Consider the following 14,650-nt stretch of genomic DNA (forward strand, 5'->3'; position numbering starts at 1 on the left):
CGATGTCCTTTCGGGTTCAGCCCTTGACGGCGCCGGCCGTCAAACCGGTGGCGATGTTGCGCTGGATCAGGAGGAAGAACACCACCACCGGGATGGAGGTGATGATCGCACCGGCCATGAGAGGACCCCATGCGGTGCCACGTTCGGTCTGGTTGTAGAGCAGCCAGGCCATCAGGTTCTGGTTCTTCGGGTCGTTCAGCGTGTTGATGATGATGAATTCATTCCACGCCTGGATGAACCCGTAGACCGAGGTGGCGACGAGACCGGGACCGGTGAGCGGCAGGATGATCCGCCAGAACACCTGGGCCCGGGTACAGCCGTCGATCATCGCGGCCTCGTCCAGCTCCCGCGGGATGCCGGAGATGAAGCCGCGCAGTGTCCACACCGTGTACGGCAGCAGCAGCACCAGGTAGACCAGCGCCACGCCGACGAGCGAGTTGGTGAGGTTGACGCTCTGGAGCATCAGGAAGAGCGGGATGAGCAGGGCCAGGAACGGCACCAGCTGGACCGCCAGGACGACCAGGATGATCGCCTTGCGGCCGTAGAAGCTGAACCGGGCGATCGCCAGCGCCGCCAGGAAGCCCACCACCAGCGCCGCGGCCACCGCCATCGCGGTGATGATCAGACCGTTGACCATGCTCGGGATGAACAGCTCCTCGCCGAGCGCCGACTTGAAGTTGTCCAGCGTGAAGTCGTGCGGCCAGAAGGTGGGTGTGAAGCTGCGGACCTCGCGGTCCGGCTTGAACGCCGTGTTGAGCACCCAGTACACCGGGAAGATCATGATCAGACCGAAGACGATACCGGTGGCGTTCGCGAAGAACGTTCCGGTACGGCTACGTCCGACGGTGATCACACCATCGTCGTGGCGGGCCATCAGTCCACCTCTCCGATCTTGAACATCTGGCGGATGTAGAAGACCATCACGCCGAACATCAGGAGCACGGTGATCACCGAGATCGCCGAGCCGTAGCTGTAGATGGAACGCCCGAACGCCTGCGTGTAGGAGTAGGTCGCCAGGGTCTGGTAGACCGGCTCCGGGTGGCCGTCGCGCAGCGCCCAGTTCTGGGTGAAGAGGCCGAAGTTCCAGATCACCGACAGCGTGGTGACGATCATCAGCAGCGGCTTCAGGATCGGCAGGGTGATGTTGCGCAGCGACTGCCAGGGGTTGGCGCCGTCCACCGTGGCGGCCTCCAGGAGCTCCTTGGGCACCTGGGTGAGGCCGGCGCTCAGCGAGATCGCCAGGAACGGGATGCCGGCCCAGACCACCAGCGCGGTGATCACCGCCCAGCCCTCCCACGGGTTGACGAACCAGCTGTGGGTGGAGTAGTCGAGGCCCAGCTGGGTGAGCACGTAGTTGAGGACGCCGAAGTCCGAGTCGGTCAGCCAGCGGAAGGCCTGCGCGGCGACCAGCTGGGGCAGGGCCCAGACGAACATCATCGCGATCATCATGAACATCCGGACGCCGCGGGTGACCCGCCGCATGAGCAGCGCGATGCCCAGCCCGGCCAGCACCGAGAGGGTGACCGAGACGACCGTGAAGCCCGCGGTCCGCCCGACGACGCCCCAGAAGACGCTGTCGGTGAGGGCCTTCGTGTACTGGTCGACGCCGGCCCACGGCGGGGTGGCGCCGGAGAACAGTTCCCGCAGCCGCATGTTCTGGAAGGACAGCACGATCATGCGGTAGAGCGGGTAGCCCAGCATCGCGATCAGGATCAGCAGCGTGGGCAGGGAGAGCAGCCAGGCGACACCGGAGTCGCGCTGGCTACGGGAGCGCACTCGCTTGGCGGTCTTGGGCGGCGTGGCCTGCGGCGCCGGTGCCGGGGCGGGCCGGGAGTCGACGGCGTGCATCATGATCCTCCAGTGCGGTGTGCCGCCCGCCCGAGGGCGGGCGGCACCTGCGTCATCAGGCCTCGTTGAGCGTGGCGGCGATCTGCTCGTCAGCCCACTTGGCGCCGTCGGCCACCGTCTTCTTGCCGGTGAGGATGTCGGTCAGCATGGTCTGGAGGATGTTGCCCTTCTCCACGTCGGCCCACTTCTCGGCGTTCGGCGGGAACCAGCTGTTCTTCGCGGACAGCGCGGCCGGCGCGATCTTCGGGTTGTCGGTGGCGGCCTTGTCCAGCAGCGCGGTCGCGTTCGGCAGCGCGCTGGCCTTGATCAGGCCCTCCATCGACTTGCTGTCGGTGAAGTACTTGACCCACTGAGCGGCGAGCTCCTTGTTGGCGCTCTTCGCGGTCACACCCAGGTTGGAGCCACCGAGGAAGGACGGCACCTCGGGCAGCGGGGCGGCGGCCAGCTTGCCCTTGACCTTGGTCGGGACCAGCGCGGAGTTCGGGTCGTTCGGGTCCTTGCGGACCTCCTCGGCGACACCCTGCTCCCAGGCGTTGCCGTAGAAGATGCCGCCCGAGCCCTGCGAGAAGATGCCGGCCTGCTCGTTCTCGTTCTTGGTGACGTCGGCCTTCGAGTACTTCTTGACCATGTCGACCCAGCGCTGCAGGCCCTCCTGCGACTGCGGGGTGGAGAGCTGGCCGACCCACTTGCCGCCGTCCTGCTTGGCGATCTCGCCACCGGTCGACTTGACCCAGGACATCGCCGCGTACCAGTACTGGCCCGGCATGTAGACGGCGCTGAACTTCTTGTCGGCCGCGTTGCCGGTCTGGAGCTTGTCGGCCGCGGACAGGAAGTCGGCGTAGGTCTTCGGGGCCTCGGTGATGCCGGCCTTCTCGAAGAGGTCGGTGCGGTAGATCATCACGCGGGCACCGGCGTAGTAGGGCACGCAGTAGGTCTTGCCCTCGGACTCACAGGCGCCGGAGAGGCCGGACAGCCAGGTGCCGGAGTTCTCGAAGTCACCCTTGTTCAGCTCGGCGAAGCCGCCGGAGAAGACGTACTTGGAGAACTCGGTGTTGCCCAGCTCGACGACGTCCGGGACGTCCGAGCCGGCCAGCGTCGCGTCCAGCTTGGTGAGGTGGTTGGCCCACTGCTGGTACTCGACGTTGACCTGCGCGCCGGTGGCCTCGGTGAACCGCTTGGAGGCGTCCTCGACGACGCTCTTCCAGCTGGTCTCGGCGTCGACCATGAGCCAGACCTTGATGGTCTTGCCCTTGCCGTCGACCGTGCCGTTGGCCGAGGTCGCACCCTCGTCGCTACCGGAGTTGCCGCAGGCGGCCGCACCGAACAGCGACGCGGCGAGCGCCGCCGCGACCGCGATCTTGCGCTTCACTTTTCCTCCCGAGGGGATTTCATACTTTTTAAGGGTTCAGCTGTCTTTCGCGGCCTTGTGCCCGTGCACCGCCTGAGCGGTGCGCTGGAACGCGGCGTGCGAACGTTCGTGAGTTCGTTGCGCGACGGCGACGTACAGCAGGTCGAGAACGACCAGCTGGGGGTGGCGGGCGCTGAGCGCGTCCGGCCGGAAGGTCGTCGCCTGCGTGGCGGTGAGCAGGACGATGTCCGCGAGCTCGGCCAGTGGGGAACGGGGGAAACTGGTCAGCGCGATCGTGGTGGCGCCCCGGCTGCTCGCCTCGGCGAGCAGCTCGATCGTCTCGCCGGTCTCGCCACTGTGCGAGATGCCGAGCGCGACGTCGCCGGGCCTCGACAAGGCGGCGCTGGCCAGACCGTTGTGCACGTCGGTCCAGGCCCACACCGGAATGCCGATGCGGTGCAGACTGAACTGCATCTCCTCGCCGACCAGCGCGCTTCCGCTGGCGCCGAAGATGTTCACCCGTGGCGCGGCGGCGATCGCCACCGCGGCCCGCTCCACCTCGCCCAGGTCGAGCAGCGAGGCGGTGTCGTGCATGGCCCGCGTGTCGGCCGCCATGATCTGCGCGAGGACCCGCTCGAGCGGGTCGCTCGGCTGGATCTCCCGGCCGATGTCCACGGTCCAGCCGGCCGAGCGGGCCCGGCCGGTCTCCGCCGCGATGCCGAGGCGAAGGTCCGCGTATCCGTCGAAGCCGACCGCCCGGCAGAACCGGGTGATCGTCGCGGGCGACGTGCCGCTGCGCTCGGCCAGCTCGACGATGGTGGCCCGGGAGGCCGCGGCGGGGTCGGCGAGCACCTGCTCGGCGACGCGCTGCAGCGCCCCGGTGAAGTCCGGCAGCAATGTCCTGACCCGGGCGAGCACCCCGTCGACGGGCGGATGGTCCACGCCGTTCGCGGTGGTGGTGCGCCCGCCCCCGTGGTCGCTCCCGTTGCTCCTGTTCAGAGCGGCGTGGGCGCGAACCAGCGAGGGGGCCGCCGCGGTCCACGCGGCGCCGTCCATCTCCGGCTCAGCCATCGGTCACCCTTTCAGGAAGGACTGTTTACTGTCGCGGTAAAAGTTCTTACTAACCGCCCCTCGCTGTCAAGGCTGTGAAGGAAGTTTTCAAACCGTTACCGGAGCAGCGCAGATGAACTGATGTTTCGGACGGGGCGGATGACCGCCATCGATCCCCAAATGGCCGATACGACGTGGCCGCCATCACATGTCTGAATTACTCGCTTTTGTGATCGCCCGAACAGCCGATGCGCGCCCGGCCATTTCGGTGAGTCGCGATCATCCGATCACCCGGTCTCCGTGACGCGCTGAAACGTTGTCGTCACACCCGAAACAAGATCAAAAAAATTTCCGGTACGCCGTACGCGCGGGCCGTGGAAGCATAGGGGCAATTGCTCTCATTTCAGGAGAAACAGGCATGCGATGGTTTCCGGTGATCGTCATGGCGGCCCTGGCTCTCCCCGGCCCCGCCCACGCGAAAGTCACCTTCGACTTCGCCACCAACACCGGTTTCGTGGACGCCGAGGACGTGCGGCAGGCCTTCGACTGGGACGCCGCCACCCTTCGGGCCCGGGCGAAAGGCCTGGAGTTCGAGCACGTGAAGCTGGTTCAGGACGTCTACGCGGTGGTGTGCGCCCGAGCCGGCGCCCGCCCCGTCCGGGCGGTACACACCGCCCAGGACGCGAAAGAGTTCCTCACCGTCACGGTGGTCCGCGCGGCGGGCACGCGGAAGATCACCGGCTTCCGGATCGTCAAGGCCTACGCCGGCATCTCCGGCACCACGGTCCCCCCGACGCCGGGCACACCCTGCCCCGAGCCGAAGCCGGACGACCAGGTCCGCACGTCCCGGCTCGTGTCGACCACGGTCACCACCACGCTCGTCGCGAAATCCGGCCCGGATCGTGTGGAGCTCTACCAGATCCGGACCGGACCGCCCGTCCCGGCCGCGGCGCAGCCCGCCCTGGCCACGGTGCAGGCCGCCCTGTCTACGGCACAGGCCGCCCAGTCCACCGCGCAGGCCGCCCCGTCCGCGGCGCAGCCCGCCCTGTCTACGGCACAGCCCGCCCTGTCTACGGCACAGCCTGCCCAGTCTGCGGCGCCGCCCGTCCCGGCCGCGGCGGTGTCACGGCCGGATCAGGCCTCCGCCGTGTCGCGGACCGCCTGAGCGAAGACCTCGGAGCGGTGTTCGAAGTTGCGGAAGCGGCCGTAGCTGGGTGCGGCCGGGGACAGCAGCACCACTCCCCCGGCTGGGGTGATCTTGCGAGCCAGGCGGACGGCGTCGACCAGGTCCTCGGCCGGTTCGGTCCGGACCCGGGGCAGGCGGGCCAGCGCCTCCAGGATGCGGGGGCCGCTGTCCGGCAGGCCGATCACGGTGAGTTCCCGGTCGGCCAGAAAATCACGTAACGGTGAGTAGTCAAGGCCGCGGTCGTTTCCGCCGACGAGCACGGTGAGTGGCCGGTTCTCGTACGCCTCGATGGCGTGCATGGCGGCGTACGGACTCGTCGAGAGGGTGTCGTCGACGAACGTCAGCCCGGACGGGTCCTCGATCTCGGCGAGCCGGTGCGGCAGCCCCGCGAACGACCGGACCGCCGCCTCGACGACCGCCCGCTCCGCCTCCACGTCCACGCCCATGCCGTCCAGCACGGCCAGCGCGACACACAGGTTGCCCTCGTTGTGCCGGCCCTTGAGGCGCAGCGCGTCCCGCGGGAACAGCGGCTCGTCACTGCACCAGACCCGGCCGTCCTCGACCCGGAACCGGGAGTCCGCGGCGGCCGCCGGCACCGGCGGGAACCGGCCCGCGTCGGTGACCCCGCGGATCTCGTCACGCAGCCGCCGGTCGGTCCCGTTCACCACGATCAGCTCCGGGCCGTGCCGGAGGATGTTCAGCTTGTCCCGGTAGTACTCCCGCTCGCCGCCGTGCGCGTCCAGGTGCTCCGGGAAGAGCGAGGTGACCACCGCCACCCGCGGCGAGTCGGTCAGGTCGGCGCACTGATAACTGGACAGCTCCAGCACGTACAGCTCCGCCTCGGGCATGTCGAGCAGCGGCACGCCGATGTTCCCGCCGTACGCGTTGGGCCGCCCCACCGCCGTCAGCAGGTGGCTGATCAGGCTGGACGTGGTGCTCTTGCCCTTGCTGCCGGTGACCCCCACGGTCTTCCGGGCGTGCTCGGCCATCCACAGCGCGCTGCCGCCGGTCACCGTGATCCCGCGCGCACGCAGCTCGACCATGAACGGGTGGGTGGACGGCACCCCGGGCGACCGGACCACCACGTCGGCGCTGGCGAGGGCCGCGAAGGCGTGCTCGCCACCGGCCAGCGGCGCGAGTTCGGCCAGCTCATCGGTCCACTCCACGGACAGATAGTTGGCGCTGTCGTCGACCGCGATCAGGCGGGACGGCTGATGGCGGGCGATCGCGGTCACCGCGGCCCGGCCCTCCCGGCCGGTCCCCCAGACCGCCACCGAACGGCCGCGCAGGTCTGCCAGGCGCACGTCGTCTCCCCGCTTCGCGTCGAACCTCGTCGGACCGAACTAATATTGCCCCTCGGTCATAGGCAAGGAGACTCCGGGTGCGGTTCGACGTCATGCAGTTCCCCTCGTACACGTTCGATCCGGTGACGGGGGTGGCGGCGTTCGACTACCTGCTGGACGGACCGGAGCCACTGCGCTTCACCGAGACGATCATGCTGCCGGTGCCGGCCGACCCGGCCGTGCCGGAGGCGCTCACCCGGGTGCTCGACCTGCTGCACGTGGTGGCCGGGGTCAGCTACTTCAAGGTCGGCGCGCCGGCCCGGGTGGTCGCGCCCAAACCCGTGCCACCCCAGGTCACCGACCTTCTCACGGCCGTCTACACCAAAGGCATGGCGGAGTACGCGTACCGCAACCAGCTACCGCACGTGCTGAAGCTCACCGTGGAGGCGCCGGGCGTGATCCCGGCCGCCGGGCCCACCGGGGTCACCGGTGGCCGGCCGCTCTCCGCGGTCGGCGGCGGCAAGGACTCGATCGTCACCCTCGAGATCCTGCGCGCCGCCGGGCTCGACCCGGTGCCGTTCTCGGTCAACCCGAACCCGGTGATCGAGAAGGTGAACGCCGCCTCCAGCCTGCCCGCGCTGGCCGCCCGCCGCAAGCTCGACCCGCGGCTCTTCGAGCTCAACAAGGCCGGCGCGCTGAACGGGCACATCCCGGTCACCGCGATCAACTCGCTGATCGCCATCGCCACCGCGGTCTGGCACGGGCTCGGCCCGGTGGTGATGTCGAACGAACGGTCCGCTTCCGACCCGAACCTGATCTGGAACGGTCACGAGGTGAACCACCAGTGGTCCAAGGGCGTCGAGGCGGAGGGGCTGCTGCGGGCCGCCGTGACGGCGTACGCGGGGCTGCCCGACCCGTATTTCTCCCTGCTGCGGCCGCTGTCCGAGCTGCACATCGCCCAACTGTTCGCCGGTCACACTGCGTACGATGATGTTGTTACTAGCTGTAACAAGGCGTTCAAGTTGCACGACCCGACGGCCCGCTGGTGCGGTGACTGTCCGAAGTGCCGGTTCGTCTTCCTGGCGATGGCCCCGCACATGCCCCGGGAACGGCTCGCGCACATCTTCGGGCGGGACCTGTTCGCCGACCCGTCCCAGACGGCCGGGTTCCTGGAGCTGCTCGGCATCGACGCGCACAAGCCGTTCGAATGCGTCGGCGAGGCCGAGGAGTGCCTGGTCGCCCTCGCCATGCTGACCGACGGCGCGCCGGTCCTCGCCGAACTCCGCGCCGCCGTGCCGGCCACCGCGTGGGCCGAGGTCTCCCACTCCGACGTGTTCACCCCCGGCGGCCCGAACCACGTGCCCCCCGCCTACCGCAAGATCCTCGACGAGGCGGTCGCCGGATGAGCGAGATCTACGTGGGCAACGCCGACCCCGACGCGCTCGCCGACCGGGGCTGGCTGCTCGGGCACTTCAAACCGGAGGGCGACCCCCGGCACAGCACCGACGTCGAGATCAAGTGGGGCCGCCATCCGCGCGGCGACCGGCGGGCCGCATGGGTCCGCGGCGAGGAGCGGACCGCCCTGCTGGTGCTGATCAGCGGCTGCTTCCACATGGAGTTCCCGGAACGCACCGTCGTCCTGGACAAGCAGGGCGACTACGTGGTCTGGCCGCGCGGCGTCGACCATTCCTGGTTCGCCGCCGAAGAGTCGGTGGTCCTCACCGTCCGCTGGCCCTCCGTCCCCGGCTACGCCGTCCCCTAGCACCCTGCGCGGTCCAGGCGCCGCTGCCCTGTTCCCTTCGAACCGTCCCGCCCGCGCGACGCGCGCTGGCGGGGCGGCCCGGCCCGCACCCCACCGCCGGACTGAAATCGGTGACCCACCCGCCTGCCACCGGCAACGCCGACCGGGCGGTCGCGGCACCGCTCACCAGACACCCCACCTGCCCACTCCGGCCATAACACCACTCACCGCTGACAAGCGGTCACGGCAGCGCTCGCCAGCCGCCCCGCCTGCCCACCCCAGCCACTGCACCACTCACCCCAACCGGACAGTCACCGCAAACCTCACCAGCCGCTGCACCGCTCACACGAACCGGACAGTCACGGCAAACCTCACCTGACACCCACCTACTCACCCCAACCGCTGCACCGCTCACCCCGACCGGGCAGTCACAGCAACGCTCGCCCCCAGGCGCCCTCACCTGCCCACTCCCGGCCGTAACGCCACTCACCGCAGACAAACAGTCACGGCAGTGATCACCAAGCACCCCACCTGCCCACTCCCGGCCGTAACGCCACTCACCGCAGACGAACGGTCACGGCAGTGATCACCAGGCACCCACCCTGCCCCCTCCCGGCCGTTGCGCCGGTCGCGGCGGGTTGGTAGTTGCGCTTGACGACGCCTGCGCCACCCGGAACCCGCCGAATGTCACTCACCGCGATCAGGACGGCGATCGCGTGGAAGATCAGCGCTGTCCCTTCGGCACCGACGCGCAACACGCGCCGGCGGCCAACTCCGCTCGGCGATCCCGACCGCTTCGCGATCAGGATCGCAGCGGTGGCACCGCGAGCGCTCGCCATCCGGCGACCTTGGACGATTCACCACCGCAACCGGTGGCAACCCGTCCAAGATCCCGCCCGCTCGGCAAGCGCGAGACAACCAGCACGCCACACCACCCACCCACGGCGACCTTGAACGAATCACCACCACATCCGGTGACAACGCGCCCAAGATCGCACGGTTCAGTGGGTCTGGGACACCCAGCACGCCACCCCCGCATACCCACACGGCGACCTTGGACGATTCACCACCGCATCCGGTGGCAAGGCGTTCAAGATCGCGCCCATCCGACGAACGCGAGACACGCAGCAAGCCACACCCGCCCGCCCAACAGCGACCTTGGACGAATCACCACCACATCCGGTGGCGACGCGTCCAAGATCGCGCCCACCTGACGAACGCAAGACACGCAGCACGCCACACCCGCCCACCCACGGCGACCTTGGACGAATTGCCACCGCATCCGGTGGTGACACGTTCAAGATCGCGCGGTTCGATGGGCCCGGCACGCGCAGCACGCCACCCTCGCATGCCCACAGCGACCTTGGACGAATTGCCACCGCAACCGGTGGCAAGGCGTTCAAGATCGCTCCCATCCGACGAACGCGAGACACGCAGCAAGCCACACCCGCCCGCCTACGGCGACCTTGGACGAATTGCCACCGTATTCGGTGGTGACGCGTTCAAGATCTTGGGCGTCCGGCGTCCGGCGAGCGCGAGACACGCGGCACGCCACACCCGCCCACCCACGGCGACCTTGGACGAATTGCCACCGCATTCGGTGGTGACGCGTTCAAGATCGCGCGGTTTGGTGGGCCCGGGACGTGCAGTGTGCCGCCTGCGGATGCCTACATGGGGATTGAGGGGGTGCTGCGCCGGGAGGGGTGTGGTGTTCGGGTCTGTGGGGGCGTGGGGGCACGCGACACGCCGGAAGGCGCGTTACGGCCGTTCGGGGGCGCCTGCCTCGCGTGGCAGGGCGGAACGGTCCTGGTGTGGTCGGGGGCGGGCGCGGCGCGTACCGGAAAGGGGTCTATTCGACCGGGTCGTGGTGGATGCGCTCGGGCTGCACGCCGAGCCGGTGCAGCGCGGAGCTGGTGCTGGTCAGCATGAGCGGCGGCCCGGCCAGGTAGACCTCGAAGCCGGCCCACTCGCCGAAGGCGGCGACCACGTCGGTGACCAGGCCGGATTCGTAGGGCCCGGGATCGCCCTCGGCCACCACCGGGACCACGGCGGCGCGCGGCGCCTGGGCGGCCAGGTCGGTGAGGGCGTCGAGGTCGTAGAGCTCGGTCCGGTCGCGGACGCCCCAGAACAGGACGGCTGCCCGGTTGTCGTCGGTGGCGGCCAGTTCGGCGAGGATGGCTTTCATCGGGGCCACGCCGGTGTCGCCGGCGATCATGAGGATGCCGCGGCGTGGTTCGGCGGGAAGGCCCATGTCGCCTTCGGGGCGGGTCAGGCGGACGCGGTCGCCGGGGCGGGTCCGGTGGACGAGGGTGCCGCTGACGCCGGTCTCCGTCTTGGCCCGCACGTGCAGCTCGATGAGTTCGTCGTGGTGCGGGGAGCCGGCCACCGAGTACGGCCGCCGGACGCCGGGCACGGCGTCGACCTCGATCCGGGTGTACTGGCCGGGGCGGAACGGCATCGGCAGCGACGGCCGCAACGTGATCACCGCGAGGTCCGCACGGCGCACGTCGTGCTCGATCACCTCGGCGGGCCAGACGGTCGGCTGGTACGCGACGAGCGTCCCGCCGTGCACCAGCCACTCGTAGAGGTGCTGCCACGTCCAGCGCCAGGCCTGGTCGAAGTCCTGCCGCCAGGCGCCCGGGGCCATCCCGGCGCGCATCGCCTCGGCCAGCGCGGCGCCGACCACCCGCAGCCGGGTCCACGGGATGCCACATTCGGCCAGCACCGCGCCGAGCTGGATGCAGCCGGCGACCAGGGCGGGTGGGTCGTCGAGCCGGCCGACCAGCCAGGTGAGCGCACGGGACAGCTGGGTGCGCTGCGTCTCCGGGCTGCCGGGGAGCGCGTCGAGGAGGGCCGGCTGTGCCTGCCGCAGGGCTGTCCAGAGCCGGTCGGCGACGTCGTCGATGCCGCCGGCGGCGGTGAGGCTGGCGCGGAGCAGCCGCTGGGTGTCGCGCAGCGCCTGGCCGTCCGCCGGGTCGATGCCGTCCGGCCGGGGCGTGCCTCGTTTGCCGGGCACTCCGGGACGGCGGCGGCCCGGATGGCCACCGGGCCCCTGCGGTGGCGGGAACTCGGTGCCGGGTCCGCCGATCCGGCGGGCCGGGGCGACCGGCGGGATGTTCGGCACCGGGCCGGTCGGGCCGGACGGGACGACACCGCCGACCGGTGGGATGCCACGGTCGGGGCCGTACCGGCTCTGGAGGCTGGAGCGGCCGAGCGCCTCGCCGGGATCGCCGCGCCAGAGGAGGCCTGCCGCGCCCTCTTCGGGAAAGTGCGACGGGGGCATTCCGGCCTCCTCGCCGTCGTCGCCGGCCTTCTTCGGAGTGGGGATCTCGCCGAGCGCGGCATCGACGTCGGCCGCTCCGGCGGCGACAGCGTCCGGCGCGTTCTGGCGCAGCCGGAGAGCACGCAGCAGGGCGAGCAGATGCGGATCCGACACGGATCACCCCCGGCGAACTCGACAAGGGTGACCCTACCCCGCGAATAATGCCGGTGTGCCAGCACTCAGCATCACCAGCCCGGACGATCCACGGATCGGCGATTATCTTGCCCTCACCGACGTCGAGCTGCGGACCCGGTGGGAACCGCCGAACGGCCTGTTCATCGCCGAGGGGGAACTGGTCATCCAGCGGGCGCTGCGGGCCGGCTACCGGATGCGCTCGGCCCTGGTCGACGAGAAGCGCGCCGACCAGCTGACCGGGCTGCCGCCGGAGGCGCCGCTTTACACCGCTCCACCGCCGGTGCTGGAGTCGATCACCGGGTTCCACGTGCACCGGGGCATTCTGGCGTCGTTCCACCGGCGGGAGCTGCCGGCGATGGAGGAACTGCTCGCCGGGGCGCGCAGCCTGGCCGTCCTGGAGGGGCTGAACACGCACACCAATCTGGGTGCGCTGTTCCGGAGCGCGGCGGCGCTCGGCATCGACGCCGTGGTCCTGTCGCCGAACTGCGCGGACCCGCTCTACCGCCGGGCGGTGCGGGTCAGCATGGGTGAGGTGTTCGCCATTCCGTACGCGAAGTCGGACGACTGGCCGGGCACCCTCAAGGCGATCCGGGCGGCCGGGTTCACCCTGCTGGCGATGACGCCGGGCGAGGGCGCGGTGTCGATCGCCGCCCTGACCCCGGCCCAGCGGGAGCGGCCCGCGCTGCTGCTCGGCGCGGAGGGGCCCGGGCTGACGCGTACCGCCTTGGAGGCGGCCGACGCCCGGGTGGTGATCCCGATGCACAACGGGGTGGATTCGCTGAACGTGGCGACCGCGGCGGCGATCGGGTTCTACGAGATCACCCGCTGAGTCAGGAACGGGGTACGAGGCGGCCGCCGGTCCAGGCCAGCCCCATCCCGCCGGCCAGCGCGAGCAGGGCGCCGACGGTGGGTACGGGCTGGTCCACGGACGTGCCCGCGCCCATCGCCAGCGCCGCCAGCATCAGCAGCACCCCGTCGGCGGGGTTGACGAGCTGGGAACGGAACACCGCCCAGCCGAGCAGCAGCATCCCGGCGCCGCACACCGCCGCGGCGACGGCGAGCAGGCCCGGCACGTGCCCGGCGGCCATCGGCGCGCTCGCCACCACGGCGTCCTCCGGCAGGGCGGCCACCGGCAGCAGCAGGGTGGCGCCGGCCAGCGTGGTCAGCAGCCCGGCCAGGGCGCACCGCCGGGTGCGGGATCCGGCGAGCAGCCCGGCGAGCGCGATCAGGGAGATCATGGCGAGCCATCCGGCGAGCAGGCCGACGGCGAGCGGGCCGGGTGCGCCCTGGACGCCGAGGGTGAGCCAGCCGTAGAAGACCGCGGCGGCCGGGAGCGCCCACAGGGCCAGCCGGGCGTACCGGCGGACCGACCAGATCCAGACGGCGTCCCGCACCGGCAGGAGGTGCGTGTCCGCCTCGGACGTGGTCGGCGCGCCGACCCACGCCGGCGCGACCCGTAGGGGTCGGCCGCTCGCCGTCTGACGGTGGCTGATGCTCATGGCTCCGCCTCGTTAGCTGGGGCAACAAGCCGAGCGGCCGGGGGCACCGGTCGGGAATCCTGCTGCGAAGCATGTCAAACAGTCATCACCGAATGCGGCGGATCTCACAAAAGCTGAAAAAGTCAGTGTTTTTCGATGTGCTGGACCCCGTCGTAGTCGGCTCCGCCCAGCGCGGCGGTCGGCGGGATCAGGTCGGGGGCGGGCAGTCCCGGCCGTCCGGAGGCCTCCGCCTCGGCCTCTCGCACCGCCTCGTCGACCCGGCGTGCCTCGGCCGCGGCGGCTTCGGCGGCGGCCGCCGCCTCGCGCTCGACGGCGCTCGCGTCCACGTCCGGCCGGGGCTCGTCGCCCACCATGCCCGCCAGGCCGCCGAGGGCCCCGCCCAGCCCCTCCAGCGCCCTGGTGAGTTCGGTCGGCAGGATCCACACCTTGTTGGCGGTGCCGTTGGCGATCTGCGGGAGCGATTGGAGGTACTGGTAGGCGAGCACCTTCTGCGACGGATTGGCCTGGTGGATCGCGTCGAAGACGGTCCGGATCGCCTTCGCCTGGCCCTCCGCCTGGAGGATCCGGGCCTGCCGGTCACCGTCGGCGCGCAGCACGGCGGCCTGCTTCTCGCCCTCGGCCGTGAGGATCTGCGCCTGCTTGTGGCCCTCGGCGTTGAGGATGGCGGCCCGCCGGTCCCGCTCGGCGCGCATCTGCTTCTCCATCGAGTCGCGGATGCTCGGCGGCGGCTCGATCGCCTTGATCTCCACCCGGGTCACCTTGATGCCCCAGCGGCCGGTGGTCTCGTCCAGCACCCCGGACAGGTGCCGGTTGATCTCCTCGCGGCTGGTCAGCGCCCGTTCCAGGTCCAGCGAGCCGATCACGTTGCGCAGGGTGGTGACGGTCAGCTGCTCGATGGCCTGGAGGAAGTGCGAGATCTCGTAGGTCGCCCGGACCGGGTCGACCACCTTGAAGTAGAGCACCGTGTCGATCGAGACGACCAGGTTGTCCGAGGTGATCACCGGTTGCGGCGGGAAGGAGACCACCTGCTCGCGCATGTCGACCTTGGTGCGTACCGAGTCGACGAACGGCACCAGCAGGTTGAGACCGGGTGAGAGGGTGCGCTGGTACTTCCCCAGTCGTTCGATGACGTCCATCCGCTGCTGCGGGACGATCCGGACCGACTTGACGAGCGTGGTCACGACGAGCACGACGATGGCTATGACGAGGATCAGGACGATCTGTTCCATCAACCCACT

Annotated in this window: 13 protein-coding genes; 4 read left to right on the forward strand and 9 right to left on the reverse strand. The window is 70.2% G+C overall.

Annotated features, from left to right (window positions below):
- Nucleotides 1-16: 16 nt before the first annotated feature.
- Genes J5X75_RS05885 through J5X75_RS05900 form a run of 4 tightly spaced genes read right to left on the reverse strand, consistent with a single transcriptional unit; the run spans nt 17 to nt 4,267 of the window.
- Nucleotides 17-874 carry a carbohydrate ABC transporter permease gene (locus J5X75_RS05885; RefSeq protein ID WP_208466263.1) on the reverse strand — a complete coding sequence of 286 codons (858 nt, stop codon included), beginning with the start codon at nt 872-874 and terminating at the stop codon, nt 17-19.
- Nucleotides 874-1,848 carry a carbohydrate ABC transporter permease gene (locus J5X75_RS05890; RefSeq protein WP_208466264.1) on the reverse strand — a complete coding sequence of 325 codons (975 nt, stop codon included), beginning with the start codon at nt 1,846-1,848 and terminating at the stop codon, nt 874-876. Before J5X75_RS05890 ends, J5X75_RS05885 begins: the two co-directional genes overlap by 1 nt.
- 55 nt (nt 1,849-1,903) lie before the next feature.
- Nucleotides 1,904-3,217, reverse strand: coding sequence for an extracellular solute-binding protein (locus J5X75_RS05895; RefSeq protein WP_208466265.1), 1,314 nt, complete (start codon nt 3,215-3,217; stop codon nt 1,904-1,906).
- A gap of 36 nt (nt 3,218-3,253) precedes the next feature.
- Nucleotides 3,254-4,267: a MurR/RpiR family transcriptional regulator gene (locus J5X75_RS05900; RefSeq protein ID WP_208466266.1), complete on the reverse strand. Its 1,014-nt coding sequence runs from the start codon at nt 4,265-4,267 to the stop codon at nt 3,254-3,256.
- A 397-nt stretch (nt 4,268-4,664) separates the two neighbouring features.
- Between J5X75_RS05900 and J5X75_RS05905 the strand changes: the two genes are divergently transcribed.
- On the forward strand, nt 4,665-5,411 hold the full coding sequence (locus tag J5X75_RS05905; RefSeq protein WP_208466267.1) for a hypothetical protein: 747 nt from the start codon (nt 4,665-4,667) through the stop codon (nt 5,409-5,411).
- On the opposite strand, the gene murD is transcribed toward J5X75_RS05905, so the two are convergent.
- A complete protein-coding gene (gene murD / locus J5X75_RS05910; protein WP_208466268.1) occupies nt 5,381-6,736 on the reverse strand; it encodes a UDP-N-acetylmuramoyl-L-alanine--D-glutamate ligase in 1,356 nt (451 codons plus the stop codon). The two genes, J5X75_RS05905 and murD, sit on opposite strands and share 31 nt — an antisense overlap.
- Nucleotides 6,737-6,828: 92 nt before the next feature.
- On the opposite strand from murD, the gene J5X75_RS05915 reads away from it, so the two are divergent.
- Nucleotides 6,829-8,121: a MurL-like N-terminal domain-containing gene (locus J5X75_RS05915; protein ID WP_208466492.1), complete on the forward strand. Its 1,293-nt coding sequence runs from the start codon at nt 6,829-6,831 to the stop codon at nt 8,119-8,121.
- Nucleotides 8,118-8,477: a cupin domain-containing protein gene (locus tag J5X75_RS05920; protein ID WP_208466269.1), complete on the forward strand. Its 360-nt coding sequence runs from the start codon at nt 8,118-8,120 to the stop codon at nt 8,475-8,477. Before J5X75_RS05915 ends, J5X75_RS05920 begins: the two co-directional genes overlap by 4 nt.
- 536 nt (nt 8,478-9,013) lie before the next feature.
- Here the strand turns inward: J5X75_RS05920 and J5X75_RS05925 are convergent.
- Nucleotides 9,014-9,295, reverse strand: coding sequence for a hypothetical protein (locus J5X75_RS05925; protein WP_208466270.1), 282 nt, complete (start codon nt 9,293-9,295; stop codon nt 9,014-9,016).
- A 1,010-nt stretch (nt 9,296-10,305) separates the two neighbouring features.
- A complete protein-coding gene (locus J5X75_RS05930) occupies nt 10,306-11,892 on the reverse strand; it encodes an FAD-binding oxidoreductase (protein ID WP_208466271.1) in 1,587 nt (528 codons plus the stop codon).
- A 55-nt stretch (nt 11,893-11,947) separates the two neighbouring features.
- Here J5X75_RS05930 and J5X75_RS05935 point away from each other — a divergent pair, with 55 nt between their 5' ends.
- A complete protein-coding gene (locus J5X75_RS05935) occupies nt 11,948-12,742 on the forward strand; it encodes a TrmH family RNA methyltransferase (protein ID WP_208466272.1) in 795 nt (264 codons plus the stop codon).
- Between the two features lies 1 nt (nt 12,743).
- Here the strand turns inward: J5X75_RS05935 and J5X75_RS05940 are convergent, their stop codons facing one another.
- Both J5X75_RS05940 and J5X75_RS05945 read right to left on the reverse strand, forming a co-directional pair.
- Entirely contained in the window at nt 12,744-13,412 is a 669-nt protein-coding gene (locus J5X75_RS05940) for a hypothetical protein (RefSeq protein WP_208466273.1), read from the reverse strand.
- A gap of 122 nt (nt 13,413-13,534) precedes the next feature.
- Nucleotides 13,535-14,641 carry an SPFH domain-containing protein gene (locus tag J5X75_RS05945; protein ID WP_208466274.1) on the reverse strand — a complete coding sequence of 369 codons (1,107 nt, stop codon included), beginning with the start codon at nt 14,639-14,641 and terminating at the stop codon, nt 13,535-13,537.
- Nucleotides 14,642-14,650 lie beyond the last annotated feature (9 nt).

The organism is Actinoplanes flavus (assembly GCF_017592555.1).
In the GTDB taxonomy this organism is placed as follows: domain Bacteria; phylum Actinomycetota; class Actinomycetes; order Mycobacteriales; family Micromonosporaceae; genus Actinoplanes; species Actinoplanes flavus.

Bases quoted from the DNA above. Each gene is read 5' to 3' on its own strand.
- J5X75_RS05885 (WP_208466263.1), bottom strand. From the start codon at position 874: ATGGCCCGCCACGACGATGGTGTGATCACCGTCGGACGTAGCCGTACC.
- J5X75_RS05890 (WP_208466264.1), bottom strand. From the start codon at position 1,848: ATGCACGCCGTCGACTCCCGGCCCGCCCCGGCACCGGCGCCGCAGGCC.
- J5X75_RS05900 (WP_208466266.1), bottom strand. From the start codon at position 4,267: ATGGCTGAGCCGGAGATGGACGGCGCCGCGTGGACCGCGGCGGCCCCC.
- J5X75_RS05905 (WP_208466267.1), top strand. From the start codon at position 4,665: ATGCGATGGTTTCCGGTGATCGTCATGGCGGCCCTGGCTCTCCCCGGC.
- J5X75_RS05915 (WP_208466492.1), top strand. From the start codon at position 6,829: ATGCAGTTCCCCTCGTACACGTTCGATCCGGTGACGGGGGTGGCGGCG.
- J5X75_RS05920 (WP_208466269.1), top strand. From the start codon at position 8,118: ATGAGCGAGATCTACGTGGGCAACGCCGACCCCGACGCGCTCGCCGAC.
- J5X75_RS05925 (WP_208466270.1), bottom strand. From the start codon at position 9,295: ATGGCGAGCGCTCGCGGTGCCACCGCTGCGATCCTGATCGCGAAGCGG.
- J5X75_RS05940 (WP_208466273.1), bottom strand. From the start codon at position 13,412: ATGAGCATCAGCCACCGTCAGACGGCGAGCGGCCGACCCCTACGGGTC.
- J5X75_RS05945 (WP_208466274.1), bottom strand. From the start codon at position 14,641: ATGGAACAGATCGTCCTGATCCTCGTCATAGCCATCGTCGTGCTCGTC.